The organism is Tamlana sp. 2_MG-2023, from assembly GCF_030548465.1.
Lineage (GTDB): Bacteria > Bacteroidota > Bacteroidia > Flavobacteriales > Flavobacteriaceae > Pseudotamlana.
In genome coordinates this window covers 31027-49080 of record NZ_JAUOSF010000005.1, presented here as the reverse complement: position 1 = coordinate 49080, position 18054 = coordinate 31027, and the positions used below count along the sequence as shown (strand labels likewise).

The 18054-nt window shown below is 35.4% G+C and carries 14 protein-coding genes; 5 read left to right on the top strand and 9 right to left on the bottom strand.

From position 1 onward, the window contains the following. Nucleotides 1–224 precede the first annotated feature (224 nt). The 8 genes from Q4566_RS09730 to Q4566_RS09695 form a co-directional block, all read right to left on the bottom strand. Nucleotides 225–2822 (bottom strand): chondroitinase-B domain-containing protein, encoded by a 2598-nt coding sequence (locus Q4566_RS09730; protein ID WP_303420614.1) that lies wholly within the window; start codon nucleotides 2820–2822, stop codon nucleotides 225–227. Nucleotides 2823–3139: 317 nt separating this feature from the next. Then, nucleotides 3140–3475, bottom strand: a complete 336-nt coding sequence (locus Q4566_RS09725; RefSeq protein ID WP_303420612.1) for an MliC family protein — start codon at nucleotides 3473–3475, stop codon at nucleotides 3140–3142. A 142-nt stretch (nucleotides 3476–3617) separates the two neighbouring features. After that, nucleotides 3618–3980 carry a hypothetical protein gene (locus Q4566_RS09720; RefSeq protein WP_303420610.1) on the bottom strand — a complete coding sequence of 121 codons (363 nt, stop codon included), beginning with the start codon at nucleotides 3978–3980 and terminating at the stop codon, nucleotides 3618–3620. A 5-nt stretch (nucleotides 3981–3985) separates the two neighbouring features. Continuing rightward, the gene (locus tag Q4566_RS09715) at nucleotides 3986–4348 is read right to left on the bottom strand and encodes a DUF6686 family protein (RefSeq protein WP_303420608.1); all 363 of its coding nucleotides are present in this window, start codon (nucleotides 4346–4348) and stop codon (nucleotides 3986–3988) included. 9 nt (nucleotides 4349–4357) lie between these two features. Next, complete coding sequence (locus Q4566_RS09710) at nucleotides 4358–6562, bottom strand: PepSY domain-containing protein (RefSeq protein WP_303420607.1); 2205 nt, start codon at nucleotides 6560–6562, stop codon at nucleotides 4358–4360. Between the two features lie 60 nt (nucleotides 6563–6622). Next, on the bottom strand, nucleotides 6623–7117 hold the full coding sequence (locus Q4566_RS09705; protein WP_303420605.1) for a DUF2271 domain-containing protein: 495 nt from the start codon (nucleotides 7115–7117) through the stop codon (nucleotides 6623–6625). Nucleotides 7118–7125: 8 nt separating this feature from the next. Further along, nucleotides 7126–8619, bottom strand: coding sequence for an ankyrin repeat domain-containing protein (locus Q4566_RS09700; protein WP_303420603.1), 1494 nt, complete (start codon nucleotides 8617–8619; stop codon nucleotides 7126–7128). A 2-nt stretch (nucleotides 8620–8621) separates the two neighbouring features. Continuing rightward, nucleotides 8622–9527 carry a DUF6607 family protein gene (locus tag Q4566_RS09695; protein WP_303420599.1) on the bottom strand — a complete coding sequence of 302 codons (906 nt, stop codon included), beginning with the start codon at nucleotides 9525–9527 and terminating at the stop codon, nucleotides 8622–8624. 104 nt (nucleotides 9528–9631) lie between these two features. Here Q4566_RS09695 and Q4566_RS09690 point away from each other — a divergent pair, with 104 nt between their 5' ends. The 3 genes from Q4566_RS09690 to Q4566_RS09680 are packed head-to-tail and all read left to right on the top strand — an operon-like array spanning nucleotide 9632 to nucleotide 14479. After that, nucleotides 9632–11785 (top strand): TonB-dependent siderophore receptor, encoded by a 2154-nt coding sequence (locus tag Q4566_RS09690; RefSeq protein WP_303420597.1) that lies wholly within the window; start codon nucleotides 9632–9634, stop codon nucleotides 11783–11785. A 2-nt stretch (nucleotides 11786–11787) separates the two neighbouring features. Next, nucleotides 11788–13197 carry an HmuY family protein gene (locus tag Q4566_RS09685; protein ID WP_303420595.1) on the top strand — a complete coding sequence of 470 codons (1410 nt, stop codon included), beginning with the start codon at nucleotides 11788–11790 and terminating at the stop codon, nucleotides 13195–13197. A gap of 28 nt (nucleotides 13198–13225) precedes the next feature. Continuing rightward, on the top strand, nucleotides 13226–14479 hold the full coding sequence (locus tag Q4566_RS09680) for a T9SS type A sorting domain-containing protein (RefSeq protein ID WP_303420593.1): 1254 nt from the start codon (nucleotides 13226–13228) through the stop codon (nucleotides 14477–14479). A gap of 180 nt (nucleotides 14480–14659) precedes the next feature. Here the strand turns inward: Q4566_RS09680 and Q4566_RS09675 are convergent, their stop codons facing one another. Further along, nucleotides 14660–14818 (bottom strand): hypothetical protein, encoded by a 159-nt coding sequence (locus Q4566_RS09675; RefSeq protein ID WP_303420592.1) that lies wholly within the window; start codon nucleotides 14816–14818, stop codon nucleotides 14660–14662. A gap of 142 nt (nucleotides 14819–14960) precedes the next feature. Here Q4566_RS09675 and Q4566_RS09670 point away from each other — a divergent pair, with 142 nt between their 5' ends. After that, on the top strand, nucleotides 14961–16607 hold the full coding sequence (locus Q4566_RS09670; protein WP_303420590.1) for a glycoside hydrolase family 43 protein: 1647 nt from the start codon (nucleotides 14961–14963) through the stop codon (nucleotides 16605–16607). 194 nt (nucleotides 16608–16801) lie between these two features. Beyond that, complete coding sequence (locus Q4566_RS09665; RefSeq protein ID WP_303420588.1) at nucleotides 16802–17491, top strand: T9SS type A sorting domain-containing protein; 690 nt, start codon at nucleotides 16802–16804, stop codon at nucleotides 17489–17491. The last annotated feature ends 563 nt before the right edge of the window (nucleotides 17492–18054 follow it).

Here is an 18054-nt window from a genome sequence, read left to right as displayed (position 1 = left end):
AAACCTTTAAGGCTTAAAAAAAGAGGCTATCTAAAAAGTAAAGTTTTCGTCAACCTGAACTTGATTCAGGTTCTCATAATGATTGGTTATCAATATGATGTGATTCTGAAATAAATTCAGAATGACGTACTTTAATACTTTTTGTACAGCCTCAATACTTTTTGTACAGCCTCTTTTTTTTTATTTATAAAAACGTTGAATAAACGTTAGACTCTAGCTAATTACTAATGAGACACGACAATCATTCGAGACTCGTTTAGTCCGTTGGTGTTTGTAAATCGAACCACATAGGTTCCGTTAGATAAACTTGAAGTATTTAAAGTAATTCCTGAATTTGAATTCTCAACAACTTTATTAAGAACCAATCTTCCGTCTAAACCGTAAACATTTATAGTATTAACCGCAACGCCATTGGTTTTGATGTTTAACACCTCTTTTGCTGGCACAGGGTATACAGATATTGCACTGGTATCGAAATCGTTTACCGAAAGCGCTTGACTGGTGTAAAATTCAATTTCATGAATGGATGTAAATTTACTACTAGGTTGTCCATCACCAATAATTTTCACATATTTAGCACCTGCAATTGGAGAAGAAGGCATAAAGGCCTGCATATCACCATCAGTCGTGGTTACAATATCTCCAAATATATTCGTAAAATCTCCGTCATCAACTCCAGAAGTAGACACCCAAATTTGAAGCATATATGTTTTTCCAGATGATGTAGCGATGTCAATCAAGTCTAAGTCAAAAGCACCTTCTAAATCATAAATAATTATAGATTTTCCACTTCCAGCTGGATCTAGATCTTTATTACTTGCCCAATAGGTATCTAAATCTTTATCTAAACTGTGCTCTGCAATGTTGTTCTTATTTTTACTAGCATCTACCTCCTCATAAGTAACTGAATATACAGAAACATCGGTAGCCGTTGGGTTAATCAAGTTCAAATTAGCGCGAGGGTCTGCCATTTCTTGAGTCACTGTTATCGTTCTTGTTAAGGCTCCTCCTGTAACAGTAACTTCACCTGATCGTTCAGAATAAGTTGTATTTTCGGAAGCCGTAACTGCAAACGTCCCATTATCCGACCCACTAGCTGGGGCTATAGAAATCCAGCTATCCATTGTAGTTGCCGTCCAATTCACATTAGACGTTACGGTGACATCTTGAGCCTCTCCTGCAGCAACATAGGTCGCCAGTGAGGTTACATACATAATTTCAGACACACTACCGTCATCTTGAACATAAGGCCCAACATCACTTGAAGTTAATGGCTTAATTGTTGCTGTCATACTACTAAAATGATCTGCTCCAGGATTACTATTACTTGGTCGATCTTGACCTTCTATATCTGTGCCAACTGCTTCGGTAGCCGCATGTGCATACACAGGCGATGTCGCCGTTGTTTTGAATAAACTAAAAGTATTTACAGTTTCAGGTGCCAAATTTGGATCCTCTTCTACAACATTAGTAGCGTCAAATGACGTTGAGGTTGCTCCATTTAAGGTTACCGCTGTCCCTGTAGGCTGCATTAAATTATTTTTCCAAGTAATAGCGCTCCCTTGATCATTGCCATCAATGATATCCACTAAAGCATTCTCCGAACCCGTAATTAAATTATTAGCAATCGTAATATTACTTAGGTTAGTTCCATACTTACCATTATTATCATATCCAATTTCAATACCATGACTGTTGTTTACTAAGGTATTATATGCGATTAATACGTTTTCAGCTCTAAAATGTTTACTTAAACTAGAACTTTGCCCATCGATAGCATCACCTTTTGTTAAGGCAATAGGAGCATCCCAACGGGTACCATTTAAACCTTCCATATAGTTATTAATAATGACGTGGTCTTTTCCGTAAATACGAATACCTCCTGTATACAAATCAGCTCCATCTGGAGACAGCCCTTGTGGCCTATTATTTCCGAAGAAAAAGTTACCCTCTGCACGGTTTCTATTTCCATGACGGAAAGACAGCGTCCCATAACTTCCAATAAAAGTGTTAAATCTCACCGTATTATCACATGATTTTATAGATACAATTTCTGGATCTCCATCACATTCTTCAAACAAATTATACTCCACTGTAGTAAATCCACTAGACAATGACATTTCACTCCACCCTACACGGATAGACTCTTGTTCGTTTACCGCTCTAGGGCCATTATTCACAAAGTAATTATGATCGATACGATCGTACTGTGATTGGTAAGATGTACTCGTAGCGTCATCATTAGAACCATCAATAGTAATATAATGCCCAGGACTTTTTTTATTCTGAAAAATATTATGGTCAATTCTATTATTATGACTTGGGTAATTAAAAGGATAGACTATATCATCCCAAACTCCACCGATATAAACAAATTTACAAGATTCTATCCCTGTATATTCAAAGACATTTCTTGAAATTCTAATGTTGTTACAACCTTCGGTTTTAACCATAGAAGTGTTATCATCATTCTCGAAGATAAAACCTTCCATAGTAATATAAGCGCATCGACGGAAGTTAAATCGAGAACTACCTGTTAGTTTTACTCCACCTACAGTTTCGGCCTTTACTATAATTGGGTTTGCAGCCGTAGCCTCAACCTCAAATGCCGGTTGAAAGTCGCTATATTCTCCGTTTTTAACAATAAAAGTCCCGCCTGTTTGACCGGCAGCATTCACAGCAGTACGTAAATCATAATCATCATCATACATGTTTTGCCCAATAGACAAGTATGAAAAACATAAAAAGGCAATAGTGAAAAAGAATTTTAAAGGTGTACGAGCCTCGTACCCCTTTCTTAAAAGTGTAAAGTTTTTACTCATTTTAGTTATAGTTTTAGTATTTTTTTTATCTGGACAACCAAATTGGTTTTCCAGACTGGTTTTCCAAATATAGAATATTTTTTTCAAACAAACTAAAACACCAATAAATCTTAAACTTGATCCATGAAACTAAAAATCACCTTTTTAACTCCAATTGTGCGATATCATTGAGCACCTCCTCACATTAACAACATCCAAAAGACAAAAGATTTTTTTAAAAAATTTCCAGATGGTGCTAAAACCTCAAATTAAAACATAAAAAAATCAGATGACTACCATCTGATTATTGATTCAATACGATATTTTAAAAAGTGCTCCTAATTCTCAAAAACCACAACACCATCTTTTTTCAATGTCATGTTTTCGCCTTTACCTCTTAGGTTATAAGTATTATTTTTGTACCAAAACCCGGAGCCCGAACGCTCTCGTTTCAACTCTGTAATTTCGCCTTCAAAATCTATAGTTACTGTGCCTTTTGTATTATTAAAAGTCATATATAAAGTCTTTCCGCTTTCATCACTCACAGTGCTTTCTACGATTTCATCAGTGATGATTTCCGTAGGTTTCACATCGGTTTCGTTCGACTTAACTTCTTTACATGATGTTAAGACTAAACTTAAAAAAACAACTATGATTAAAACTTTTCTTATCATGATAAATAGATTTTAGCACTGTTACAAAACTTAAAGTTAGTTTTTTTATTTCAAAATAGTTTTATGAAACACAGTATTTAAGGAAGAAAAAAATGATCGTTAATGACTTTAAACGCCATATAGAGTAACTATCAACCGTTTACTAATTAAAACGAATTTGTTTGTTTTTTAAAACATGATTTAAACCCAACTGAAATAACGTACGTGTCATTAAATCTTGCATATCCTTTAATTCTTCAAGATTCATTGCAAAACTTAATTGCGGATTTGGAGCTTCTAACAAAAACAATTCACAAGGTTTATTTTGAGTAGCATTACCAAAAGATTTACCTTTTGTTAAAGCAGAATCTATATTTTTTGAAAACTGAATAAGCTCTTCCCTATTTAAAAACAAACCTGTGTTATTAAACACCAACTGTATTTTATTAAAGTCTTTGGCATCACTGCGTTTCCACTGAAAAGCAATGCCGAAATCGTTATAATAAATGGTATTAATATCGTCCACGGTTTTTAGTTTAGAATTAGCGTGTAATCTATATCACTTATATATAATGAAGTTCCGAAAACATCAGTATTCACAGGATTTACAAGAGCTTTTAATTCATTAATCTCTTGTCTTTTAAACATTAAAACCAAATTAGGCTGCATCGAAGGAATTGGAATCTTTCGTCTAACTTTAGCACAGGCATATTTATGCTCCCAATAATCAATTTCTATATTTTCAACATAATCTTTAAACTTGTCAAATTCAACTTGAGTCAGTTCTAAGTAAATATTGTTAAACTCCAAATGATAAACCTTGCATTCCTTACACAGAGATAATTCGCCACTTTTCACTTTCGATAAAACTTTAATATGTTCTCTACACATCATGGTTTGGTTTTAATAACAATCTGTTTTTATTTGATTCTCGGCTTCAAAAACACTAATTGGTGTATTTAAATGTGTTGTAGTAATCCGCTCTAAGGTTTGCCTTACCCCAGTTTCCATAGCTACAGAACCACAAATCATGATCACACCACCATTTTTTAAAACACGTGCAATTAACTCTGCTTTTTCGAGCAATAAGTCTTGAACATAGCGTTTCTGACTGTCCTCACGTGAAAACCCAACATAAAGTCCAGATAAGCGTTTGGCATAAAAAGCCTTATCAACAAGTGGCGCGTACATTTTGAAGGATTCACTAGTGCGACCACCCCAAAACAGGTATGATTTCACACCGTGTCGTTTCTCATTATTAATCATCCCGATAAATGGCGCAATGCCAGTTCCGTTAGAAATCATAACCACCTCTTTGGTTTTCTTCGGAAAATGAAAAGCCTTATTCTTTTCAATATGCGCAACCATGGTATCATTTTCCTGAAGTTCATTTAAATAGGTAGAACACACCCCAAAATCATGCTTTTTGATGCTCAAAATGATATTTCCATCAATTTCACCTATAGAATACTGGCGGGCCAATGTTTCGTTTTTCGGATAAATAGCCAATAAATCACCCGAAACAAATTTGGCTTTTTTCTCTGGAGCTAACTCCATCACAAAAGACTGATCTCTATTAAGTGCCGTACGTTTAACAACCTTAAAAGTTGTTGCTTTTTTCACATTTATTTTTTGTTCTGGTTCTAAAACTTGTAAGTTCATGTTTTTACTTTCTCCCCAAGTTTTTACCCAACTGTTAAAATCATTGAAAGACTGGTTGTTGATTTTATATACGGGTAAACTCGGATTAAACCTGTGATTTAATTGTAACATTTGATCCACACCAATAGCAAACTCACAAAACCCTTGATAAGCTAAAGACCCAAATCCAACAATAGCAAATTCTAAATTGTTATTTTGAGGAGTTACGCTCACCAATTTCTCAAATTTATTGGCGTTAGTTGGTGGCGCCCCATCCCCATAAGTAGCGGTTAAAACCACTAGGTGTTGCGCCTGCTTGTAACTGGTATATTGGTTTAATTCTGAAACAAAAACCGATTTTCCTTCAGCAATTAGAGCATTGTACAAGGATTTAGCAAAACCAAAAGTGCTTCCTGTTTCTGAGCCAATTAAAATGATATACTCAGCAACATCTTTACTGAATTTATTCTTGATTTTAATGTGATTCCTTTTGCGCTTGAGGGTCATGGCGAAACCAGAATACACAAAAAACAAAATAGCGAAACAAGTCACTAATAATGCTAAAGACCAGCTTATAGAACCTTGCCCGGTATGCAAAATCATAGACCAGCTTGAAGCTTTAGACACCAATCCATAGTCATGTTGACTCACAATACTCCCGTCGTATTGATTGACGTATATTTCACGGTCTTCTAACTTCAAAAAGTAGTAATCTTCAATATCATCTGAAAACGGAAATTCTATTCGTTTTACGTCTTCTAACTTGATTTTATTGAAGGTTTTTAAATCGGTGATCGGTAGTTTTTCAATAGCATCAGAAGCTTCAACATCAAACTGATGTGCAATTTCATCTTCCGGAAGCCATGAAAACTTTTCCAAAGACAAATAAACCCCAGTTAAAGTGACAATAACCATAGGGATAAGTGTGTAACGCCCCACAATAATGTGGTAATACTGGTCAAAATCCTCTTTAACCACTTTTGAAAAGAACTTACCAAGCCCTCCTTGGCGTTTTACAATAAGTAGCACGCCAGTCACCGCCATTAAAAACAGTAAAAAAGATACAAAACCGATGATAAAACGGCCTGTCGTTTTTAAAAATAAGGAGCGATGCAAATTGGTCGCAAACTTAAAAATAGGTGCTTTTTCAATGACATCGCCTATTTTTTCAGCAGTAAACGGATTGATATAAAATGCTTCATTATCACCTTCAGCAGTAAACACCGAAGCCAAAACAAAATCGTTGTTATCTATTTCTACACTTAAGACCTCATCATATTTAGACCGTAGAGCCGCAATAGTTTTTGACACCGGCAAGTCACCAGCATCATCAACCGCATAAGGCTTCACCTGATGCGAGATTGGTTCAAAAGCCAAAATCACACCGGTTACGGAAGCTAATATTATGAATAAGGCAGAGGATATAGCCAAAATAAGATGGCTATACCTCCAAATAGAAATGGTCATTTTTAATGAATTTTACACCAACTAAGGATTTAATGTCTTGTAGATATTTACTAATTGATTTTACTGAGGCATCATACGTACGTAACGGATAAACCCATTGCCTTCAAATTTACTTTTTACAGTTGCTGAAGTTAATTCAAACTCCACATCGTCTTTGTAGTATTCTTGATTTTCAACAGCCGATTCAAAACGAATTTTATAACCCGCATCAATTTTATCGTTTTCAATAGCAATCACGTTAATTGTGCGTCCGCCACCGCTAACGGTCGCTCCTGTAATCGCATCAATATCGTTTCTTACTTTTCCGTAAAAACCAAACCATTCGGTGACATCAGAATACCATTCGTCGTCATCACCAACCATGTAAAGGGTTTCAACATATTCCCCTTTAGGGTCCAATAAAGAAATCGCGATATAAGCACCTTCACCAGTATAATTCTTCAATTGAATCATACATTTATATTTTGAAGTTTCAGTAATACTTTTAAAGCCAAAGCTTGTAAAAATTACGATCGCTAATATTGGAAGTATTTTAAAAAATATTTTTCTAGACATGAGTAAAATTATTGTAAAAAGTTAATATCGGTTTTGTTTGCTTGAAGAAACTCGTTTTCTTGAGCTAAATCGTAAACGCTTTCATCAAAATCAGTTTTTTCATTTTTGTTGGCGCCAATGCTAATCAGGTATTTCACGGTTTTCACATCTTTGGCCTGCATAACAGCTTTATGTAAAGGCGTTAAACCATCATTGTTTTTAGCATTCACATCAGCTCCAAAATCGTTCACCTGCTTTAATAATTTTAAAGCGTCACGGTTATCTAATGCGATGTGAAACGCATTATTTCCATCTTTTTGAGCCGCTTTCACCTCTAAACCTTTCTTAGTTAATAAGGCTAATTTTTCAGAAAAATTATCTTGTTTTCTAGCACTGAAACTATTCAGCAAATAATAATTCAAATTGTTTCCTTTAGCATCAACGACTTTTACATCGGCACCTTTTTCAACTAAAAACGCAACCACCTCAGCATCATTACTAAGCGCATGTGTTAAAGCCGATTCACCATCTTTATTGGTTTGATTGGTGTTCTTTGTTTTTGAAGCCAACAGCGTAATCACCTCTAATGAGTTTCTTCCTGAAGCTAAGATTAAAGCATTGTTGTTTTCTTTATCCGATTGGTTCGCATCAACACCTTTACTTAAAAAGTATTTCATAGTTTCCACATCCTTATTTCCTGAAGCTAAATTAAAAAGAGGCGTTTTACCTTCTGTATTCGTTAAGTTAGCCTCTAAACCTAAACCTTCTAAATACTTAAGGTATTCTAATGAATTCTGACTTCTTCTAGAACCTCTAGTCGCTAAAAACAAAGCATTTTCACCTTTTTTATTTAAGGTTTTATATGGTAATCCTTTTTCTATTAATAGCGCTACCATCTCTTTATTTCCAGACTGTGCCGCGTAGTTAAAAACACCATTTCCATCTTCATCCAAGCTGTTTATATCTAAACTTTTAGCAGTAAAATAATCAACTAGAGAAAAATCTTTAGCACCACGCATTATAAGGTGAAGTGCATTGGCGCCGTGCTCGTTTACATCGGTTTTTACGTCGATACCGTTTGCAATACATAAATCGAAAATTTCGATATTGGTTACACCTCCAACAGCAGCAAAAGTTAATACTGAATATTTGTGCGAATCTTTAACATCGAAACGCGCCCCGTTTTCTGCTAGATACTTTAATAACTCTAAATTATCATTAGAAGCCGCCCAAAACGCATAAGTACGCTTATCATGGGTTAATTTATTAACATCATTTCCTTCAATGGTTAAAAGATGTTTAACTACATCTAATGGTGCTTTTGCGAAAATAGCATTGGTTACCGCGTCGAATCCGCCTGCGTTCGATTCAGCAGCATCATTCCCTTCTTTTATTTTTTTGTCAATGTCTTCAATTGAAGGGTTTGTTTTCCAGTAGTCGCGTTCTAAAAACACATTTTTGGTTTGTGCGAGCGCGATGTTTACAAATAAAAGCGCAATTATAATTAGTTTTTGGTTTTTCATATTTATTGTTTTACAAATGATTCTATGATTTCGTCAATCTTTTTTTGTTCTTCATAATCTTCAGAAAACAGGTACTTATAAAGTTGCTTGTTTTCTACTTTAGCTTCTAAAGCCAAATCTTTATGGCGACCGTAAACCTCATCCCACTTTGAACGCACTAAAGCCCATTTGGCTTCGTTTTCCTTCCACCAATCAATAGCAGCCTGACATTTACTATCATCTACTTTCACGTAAGTATTGTATCCTTTTTCTTTAGCTAAAAGCACATCCTCCTTACCCGCTTCACGAATAATTTTTGCGTTGTCTTGATCATGAATCCAACCGTTACTAGTAATTTCATGTCTGTTACCTCTAGCCGTGACATTATAATCGCTACGCTTTGTGTATTCACGTCTTGGCAAAGGCGCATCGGTTTGGTTTTCCCAGTAGTTTTTACCGTCTACGTGTACCCAAGTGGCAGAACCTTCGTAACGCGGACTATCATCTACTTGATAGACTTTTTGCGTCCATTGGCCTTTAACTTCAGATTTTGGTTTGGTGACATAATTCCAAGTGTTATCACCATTAAACATATAAAAATCTTGGTTTTCGTAAAGCCAATCTTGTCTCCAGTGTTTTACAATATGAGGATGTGCTGGATCACCAACTTGAAGTAAATGCTGAATAGACATTTTGTTTTTATCATCTTCAATAAGTTGCGCCCATTCTAGGCCTCCGGCAATTTTCGTTTCAGAAGGCTTATACAAAGAATCTTTGCTGTAGTTAAAAGTTTCGGCAAAATTAAAGGTGACTTCGTAACAACCACACATGCCTTTAATCGCCTCTGTGTCTTGTTTTTTCTTGCTTTGCGCGTTTCCGTTTACTGAAATTAATAAAAGCATTAATGCTAATAGTACTACTCTTTTCATCTGAAATGGTTTGGTTTTTAAAAAATTCAAAAATATAAAAATTATTCTATTCTTATTTAGACTGAATCAAAATAACTTATATATTTGCGACAAATTTATATAGAATGAGTCTAAATAAAAATAATATCTTCATATTTTTTTCAATAATTTTGAGTGGTTTCTCTTTTGCACAAAACATCATTAAAGATTCTACTGCTATTGAAAAACTAGATGAAGTTGTTATCACAGGGCAATACAACCCACAATCTGCTAATAAATCGATATTCGAGGTTAAAGTGATTAACCGACGAGAGATTGAGCAACGTGCCGCCACTAATCTATCTGACCTACTGAATCAAACTCTAAATATCAATATTGTACCTAATACCTCAACAGGAAAAACAGGCGTGAGTTTATTTGGCTTAGATGCTCAATATTTTAAAATTTTAATTGACAACGTTCCCGTGATTAACGAAGAAGGCATGGGTAACAACGTGGATTTAACTCTTATAAACCTTGACGATATTCAAAGTGTTGAAATTATTGAAGGCGCCATGGGGGTACAATATGGTGCAAATGCTGTTTCAGGCGTTATAAATATCATTACTAAAAAATCAATTAGAGAAAAAACGCGCATTCAAATCTATGCTCAAGAGGAAACCGTTGGCAATGAATATGAGTGGTTTGATAAAGGGCGTCACATTCAATCTGTAAACATCAGTCATAATTTTACAGATGACATTTTTGGAAACGCCACCTACACTCGAAATGATTTTGCCGGGTTTTGGGGTGATAAACAGGGGAAAGTTTATGATAAAAACGATGGCTTACGCGGCTATGAATGGCTACCCAAAGAACAAAATAATGCCAAAATTCTTTTAAATTACAAAAAAGACCGGTTCAATATTTTTTACAAATTCGATTATTTTAATGAAAGCATTTACAAAGCCAACAGTACGGTAGACCTTAACGAAAATGCCGCAACCGGCACTAGTGACCCTTTAGCCTTAGACGAAACTTTTTTTAACAATCGTTTTATTCATAATTTAAATGCAAACGGTCTTTTAAGAAATAGAATAGACTACAACATTTCTCTATCTTACCAAGAACAAACAAAAGACCTAGAAACCTATACCTACCGCATACGTGAAGACGAAAAGTTAAACCTGAAAAAAGGGGAATATTTAAGCCGTAAAGCCCTGTTCTCTAGGGGAACTTTTAGCAATTTGATACACTCCAAACATTATAGACTTCAAGCCGGATATGAACTCACTAATGAAAGTGGTTACGGTTCACCTATAGCTATTACCATTAGCCCTGATGATGATGCCGCTGAACAACGCCTAGATAATTACGATTTCTTCGCTTCCGCGGAAATAGAAGTTTCAGATAAATTTTCTTTGCGCCCAGGAACACGTGTTTCTTTCACAAACTTATTCGACCCTCAGTATGTATTCTCATTAAGCTCGAAATACCTGTTTAAAAATGATATTGAACTAAGAACCGTTTTAGGCTCGGCCAATAGAACCCCAAACTACGATGAACTTTACACCTATTTTGTAGACGTCAATCATAATGTACAAGGTAATCCCGATTTAACCCCAGAACACGGTTTATCGGCTTTTATTCATCTCAAAAAAACATCTAAACTATCAAACAACACCCGATTAAAAAATAAAATAACCGCTTCTTATCTTGGTGTAAATGACAGAATAGAGCTTACTATAGTAGAACAAAACCCGCTCTCCTACCAATACACTAACATCGATTCTTTTAAATCCTTTGGAATAGCCTCAGAAAACAATTTACAGTTTAATCAGTTTAATATTCAACTTGGTGCGTCACTTTTAGGAACTTCTAAAATACTAGACAGCAATCAAACTCCAAATGATGATTTCCTGTTTAGCTTTCAACTGAATAGCACGGTAAGTTATCTCATTCCGAAGTGGAAAACATCAGTCGCCCTCTATTACAAGCACACCGGAGAACAGCATCAATTTGTTGAAGAAACCAACGCCCAAGGTGAGCAAGAATATGTTAAAGGTACGACTGAAGCCTTCGATTGGTTAGATTTCACCCTTAAAAAATCATTTTTAGACAAGACATTAGAAACCACATTAGGGGTGAACAACCTCTTTGATATTTCTTCAGTAGAAACGGATGCCATTCCCGGCGGTGCTCATGATTCGGGTCCTGAGCTTATTTCCTTAGCCTATGGCCGCTCATTTTTCTTAAAACTAGCTTATAACATAAGACTACAACCACGAAACCATCAATAACCATGAAACCACCAATAAAAATAATTACATTAATCCTTTTTTCAGCATTAGCGCTAAACCTAAATTCATGTAGTGAGGAAACTACTTTAGAAAGCGACCCTTTTGTAGTGGCCTTTGAAACACTTTCTAAAAACTTAGCAGAAATGCACGCCAAAAACGATACAAGCATTCCGTTAGTGTATTCTGAAATGGCCATAGAAAACGGAAGCGTAAACATTAAAATCAATGCTAAAAATGCGATTTACGGACAAGATTTTATCACTATCCCAGAAGCGATTAACCAAATTATTAGCCTTCCAATTTCTAATGGCGAGACACAAAGTGCTATACAATTTCAAAAGCTGACCACCACTTTAGATGAAACTACTGAAATTGAATTCCTCATAGCTTCTATCGATTATCAACATGCCAATGTTCAAGGAAACAGCATTTTTACGATAAACAGCTCGGCGGCACAAGGCGGAAGTATGCTTCCTGAAATAGGCGGACCAAATCAAGACAATCAAGTCTACATCGATTTAAGTACACAAAGCGCCACAAGTGTTAAACGCGATGCTTGGGATTTAGGATTTTATAATGGGGCTAACTTTAGAGTTGCCATTAACGGTTCGGTTTATATGGCTGCAAAGGCCTTAACGGAAACCGATATCGATGCAGTCACTGAAGATGACGTCAGGTCTTTAAAATCTCAAGTAGCTGTTGGGACTTTTAACGCAGAAAACGCCGCATACATTGATGCTCCAAACGGAAACATCCACGAAACGGCTATTGCTGAAATCTCAGAAAACAACGATGAAAATCCCGTTTACCTTGTTAATTTAGGATACGAAATAGGAACCAGCACCCCAACAGTAGGCAGTACAGCCGTAGCTGGAAATACGAGGGGATGGAAAAAAATTAGAATACTAAGAGCAGGCGATGATTACATGTTACAATACGCCGATTTAGACGAAAACACTCATCAAGAAATTACCATTTCAAAACATCCTGATTATAACTTTAACCACTTTAGCTTCAACAGTAATGCTTTAGTCTCAGTAGAGCCTGAAAGTGAAAAATGGGACATCAACTTTACAGTTTTCACAAATCTTCAAGACGGAGCCGGAAGCTATGGTTTCTCAGACTTTGTCCTTCATAACAGAAAAGCTGGAGTTACCGCATACCAAGTAGAAACATCTGATTATAATTATGATGATTTTTCTATTTCAGATGTGAATACTTCGCTTTTTTCAGAAGATCAAACCACTATAGGAAGCAACTGGCGTGATGTTTTTGAACGAACCGTTTTCTCTGATAAATTCTACATCATAAAAGACCCTAACGGAAACCTATACAAACTCAAATTTTTAGCCATGACCAACAGTAACGGCGAACGTGGCTACCCTGAATTCGAATTCAAATTACTTCAATAATTATTATAAATTTTTTAAACGAACCACAATGAAATCAAAATTACAATTTTTAATAGCCTTACTTCTAGTAAGCACATTAACACAAGCACAAGAACAAACGGCAAACCTCAGTATGGGCGCAGATTATACGAACCAAGTGTTCTACAAATTGAATACGGGTACAGCCTCGTCTTTCGGTAAAGATTCATGGGACATCGCTTTCCTTAGAAATGATGCTAGAAATATTGCTGTTCGCGCTAATGAAGGCCGTGGCATTACCGTTTTTGAAGCCTCTAACGACATTAATGATTGGGCCACTATTAATGTGACCAACGAGGCTTCATGGACCGAACTTCACAATTCAAATACCGCATGGACTAATGGTGCTTTCGATAACGGATCGGCATCTTTTGGATGGGGCGAGTACAACCCAATCAACCATCACGTTACTGGTTCCATAATTTTCGCATTAAAATATGCAGATGGTACTTATAGAAAATTAATCATTGAAGATTATTATGGTGGATACACCATCAGATTTTCAACTTGGGATGCTACAACTTCAACTTGGAGCGCTGACCAATCGGCAACCATTGCCAATGCCAACAACCCAGACAACAGTTTCAACTATTATTCTCTAGAAAATGCTACTGAAGTGGTTGCAGAACCAGCAACTTCAGCTTGGGATTTTGTATTCACTAAATACGCTATCGATTATTACGGTGATGGTTCACTTTATTACCCTGTGACCGGTGTATTGCATAACAGTACGGTTTCTGTAGCAAAAAACGACGAGCCAACTAGAGCTACAAATCCAAGTTTGACATACAGCACAGATATTAATACCATTGGACACGATTGGAAAACATTAAATGCTTCATATACTTATGATGCGAATTCAAACCAAGCCTACTATGTAAAATATGCAGATGGCACAGTGTACAGAATGTATTTCACTGCCTTCGCAGGAAGTAGTTCTGGAGATGTCACTTTTAAATTTAAAGACGTGACTTCAACATTAAGCATTGATCAGGTTTCAGAAGGTGTCTCTTTTGGTATTTACCCAAATCCTTCAACAGATAAAATCATTAACTTAATCTATGACGTTAATGCTTTAAGTTCTAGCAATAACAATCTCGCTGTTTACGCTACTACAGGACAAAAAGTGTTTGAAACGACACTAAACAGTAATGCAGGCTTCTATAATAAAACCCTTGATTTATCATCATTAAATTCTGGTATGTATGTGATTCAGTTTAATTCTGGAACAACATCTATCGCTAAAAAACTGATTTTAAAATAGAAAACATCAAATTTTAAGTGAATTTGGAAAAAGTCTAGCTTCTTGCTGGGCTTTTTTTGTTTTTAGAAAACCTATGAAATTCTCACTAACAAAGCGAAAAATTAAATTGTAAAAGTGACATCAAAATTAATAGAGCCGAAAGCATTCGTGAGACTTTAGATTCAGAAATCATTTTAACCGCTACTCCTTAACCTTAAACGGTTTTATTTCCATAATTTTATTTTCGAAATTATCTCTAAACTTAGACTTATTCTTTATTCTAGTTTTATAAGAATAAATAGCAGCTACAGATAATTCTAAAAATTCGGCAACCTGATTACTATCTTGAACTAGCTCCATAGTCATTCAACTAATTGTCCAGTTTTTTTGTTGCAAGTCGAATTAGGAAAGTTTGGTTAAATTAGCCCTATAGAAAAGTTAAAATCAACTTGGCCTGTTGCACTTATGACTTGAACATGGCTGTATTTAATATTAGTTAAAAATGAAAAAATATCATCTGTATAGATGGTTATTGTTCGTATTAATTTTACTCACGAGTAAAATATATGCACAACAACCTCCAGAGGTTTTTAAAAATCCAATATTATCGGGCTTTTATCCCGATCCCTCAATCTGTAGAGTAGATGACACCTATTATATGGTAAATTCTAGTTTTGAATGGTATCCTGGTTTGCCAATACACAAAAGTAAGGACTTAGTGAATTGGGAAAAAATAGGGCATGGTTTATGTCGTCCAGACCAAATAAAATATAAAGATGGACTAAATAACTCCGCAGGAATTTTTGCTCCTACCATTCGTTACCACAAAGGAACATTTTACATCATTACAACAATGGTAGGTCAACAGGGTAACTTTATAATTACTGCTAAAAACCCAGAGGGACCATGGAGTGCTCCCATGTGGATTAAAGACGCTCCTGGAATTGACCCTTCCTTATTTTGGGATGATGACGGACGTTGTTATTACACTGGAGCAGGGATAATAGATGGTACGAAAAAAGAGTGGCCAGGAAAAAATGGTGTTTGGATGCAGGAAATAGATCCAGATACAGGTGTTTTGCTAGGAGAAAAAAAACAATTAACCTATGGTCATGCGTCTAATGCACGTTGGGCAGAAGGACCACATATTTATAAAATAAATAATGAATATTTGTTGTTAATTGGTGAAGGAGGCACTGGAGAATTTCACGCAGTGACCGTTTTTAATAGTAAAAAATTGTGGGGACCTTATATTCCAAATCATACAAACCCTGTAATGACACATCGCCATTTAGCTAAAACATATCCTATAATACAAACAGGACATGCCGATTTAGTACAAACACAGAATGGTAATTGGTGGAGTGTTATGTTAGCAAAAAGGCTTACTAAAAATTACGTGACCTTAGCTCGAGAGACTTTTCTTGCCAAAGTAATCATGACACAGCAGGAAAGTGGTGTTACACCAATTTTTAATCCTGGAATCGGTTTGCTACAATTGGAACAGAAACGCCCTAATTTACCCTGGACACCAGTTCCAAAGCTTAAAGAACGCGATGAGTTTCAAAACAAAACGCTAGGTTTAGAATGGAATTTTCTTCGTAGTCCAAGAGAGCAATGGTATACACTTAAAGATGGGGAACTGGAGATTAAATTACGTCCTGAAACGGTTAACGAACTTGTAAATCCATCCTATATTGCGCAACGAACACGTAACTTCAGTTATCAATCGACTACCAAACTCTCATTTAAAACTAAAAAGGAAAACGAGAAAGCTGGCTTAGCCATTTACCGCAAAACCGGAAATAATTATCAACTATTAAAAACTAAAGACAAAATAGTATTAATAAAAACATATCAAAAAGTACTTAATGGATTTTTTGAGCCTGAACTTATAGCTTCTATTCCTTACTCTAAAAATAACGTAGTGCTTGGAGCTAAAGTAGATGAACTTGACGTACAATTTTTATATGGTGAAAACGAAACCGATTTAAAACCTATTGGTGCCATTCAAGATTATACCATAGTATCCGATGAGGTTGCCCAAAAATACAATGGAGTATATGTTGGTATGTATGCAACATCTTCTGGTAAAACCTCTAAAAAATCAGCAAAATTTGAATGGTTTGATTATAAGCCTAGCAACTAAATCCTGAGTTTGGATTACGCAAATAAGAAATATATGTAATTCCTAAAATTGAGTTCCATCATCCTTACTTTATTATTTTTGTTTTCTTGTACTCAAGAATAAAATACAGGTCCTGGAATTATAGAGAGTTTTAATTTCGGCTAGAAATTCATCAAACAAGATATCACCAATGCCAAACAATTTTTTTTGATGATATGACTTGCACAAGTGCTGAAGCAACGGATTGGCAGAAATTTAAATTCAGTATCAATGATGTTTCTTTTCAAAACCAAGGAAGTGAAAAATATATAAGTTCTGCTGATGAAAATTATATGATATGTAACAGAACTGCGGTAGATTTTCTAGAAAAATTTGAGATTATCGGGCAAATAGGGAATGGAAACGTAATTTCTATAAAAGGAAGTAATGGGAAATATGTAAGTTCAGAAAATGGAACTAAAACAATGACCTGCAACAGGAGTAGCATTGGAGAATGGGAAAAGTTCACTTTAGAAGGCAGCAATGGCGTATATGCATTAAAAGGAAGTAATGGTTTGTATGTACGTAACGATATGACTTGTACAAGTGCGGAAGCAACAGACTGGCAGAAATTTAAAATAACCGAAGAATTAAAAAGTTCAAATTTTAATAAAACTTCAGACTCAAATAAAACACTCGTTGTTTATTCCAATCAGGCGAATTCTCAATTATTATTATCTGGAATACCAGATGGTTCTTATGATTTGAAGATTTATAATATGCAAGGGAGACTAGTTAAAAACACGAATATTCGTATTAGTGAACATCGTGCTGGTTTAAATATTGATGCCTTATCAACAGGATTATACATCCTCAAATTAAACAATAATGATGTATCTAAAACGGTTAAATTCATAAAAGAATAGCAAACATAGTCCTTAACACCTGTTGCCGGAACATCATATACCGCTGATGCCTTTACCGATACTAAAAATCGTAGATGATTCACTTGGGGTCTATCGCATTTTATAAATGCAGGAACCCGAGGTAAAGGTTATTCTATTATAGCGCGATTTGATTGTGATTTAAGTTTAGATTATCAAGAACCTAACCTGCCTTTAAAACATCAGGTATTTGGCACAAGGCACAGGCAACTGCTGTCATCATAATCAATTGCAGTAAGTGGGGATTCTAAATCGCATAAATGAGATTTTAATTATGTTTGAGGTTGGTTTTTGTACGATCGCCAGTTTCGAAACCTGCAGTTAAAGTATTCTTCTGAGCGTAGTTTAGGCTGCTACAAAAAAGCAATAAGATTAAAATGTTTTTGGTCATCGCATAGTTTGTTTAGACCTCAAAACTACTTAATCTCTTATGGGGTGATGGGGTGAAATGGCTATTAAGCGATAACAAATGATTTATACTAAAAATGAAGGCAGAATTTAGTCTTAGTTGGTGTACTAAATAGAATGGTAGGCCGACCAAAAAA

Bases quoted from the DNA above. Each gene is read 5' to 3' on its own strand.
- Q4566_RS09730 (WP_303420614.1), bottom strand. From the start codon at position 2,822: ATGAGTAAAAACTTTACACTTTTAAGAAAGGGGTACGAGGCTCGTACA.
- Q4566_RS09725 (WP_303420612.1), bottom strand. From the start codon at position 3,475: ATGATAAGAAAAGTTTTAATCATAGTTGTTTTTTTAAGTTTAGTCTTA.
- Q4566_RS09715 (WP_303420608.1), bottom strand. From the start codon at position 4,348: ATGATGTGTAGAGAACATATTAAAGTTTTATCGAAAGTGAAAAGTGGC.
- Q4566_RS09710 (WP_303420607.1), bottom strand. From the start codon at position 6,562: ATGACCATTTCTATTTGGAGGTATAGCCATCTTATTTTGGCTATATCC.
- Q4566_RS09705 (WP_303420605.1), bottom strand. From the start codon at position 7,117: ATGTCTAGAAAAATATTTTTTAAAATACTTCCAATATTAGCGATCGTA.
- Q4566_RS09700 (WP_303420603.1), bottom strand. From the start codon at position 8,619: ATGAAAAACCAAAAACTAATTATAATTGCGCTTTTATTTGTAAACATC.
- Q4566_RS09695 (WP_303420599.1), bottom strand. From the start codon at position 9,527: ATGAAAAGAGTAGTACTATTAGCATTAATGCTTTTATTAATTTCAGTA.
- Q4566_RS09690 (WP_303420597.1), top strand. From the start codon at position 9,632: ATGAGTCTAAATAAAAATAATATCTTCATATTTTTTTCAATAATTTTG.
- Q4566_RS09685 (WP_303420595.1), top strand. From the start codon at position 11,788: ATGAAACCACCAATAAAAATAATTACATTAATCCTTTTTTCAGCATTA.
- Q4566_RS09680 (WP_303420593.1), top strand. From the start codon at position 13,226: ATGAAATCAAAATTACAATTTTTAATAGCCTTACTTCTAGTAAGCACA.
- Q4566_RS09675 (WP_303420592.1), bottom strand. From the start codon at position 14,818: ATGGAGCTAGTTCAAGATAGTAATCAGGTTGCCGAATTTTTAGAATTA.
- Q4566_RS09670 (WP_303420590.1), top strand. From the start codon at position 14,961: ATGAAAAAATATCATCTGTATAGATGGTTATTGTTCGTATTAATTTTA.
- Q4566_RS09665 (WP_303420588.1), top strand. From the start codon at position 16,802: ATGACTTGCACAAGTGCTGAAGCAACGGATTGGCAGAAATTTAAATTC.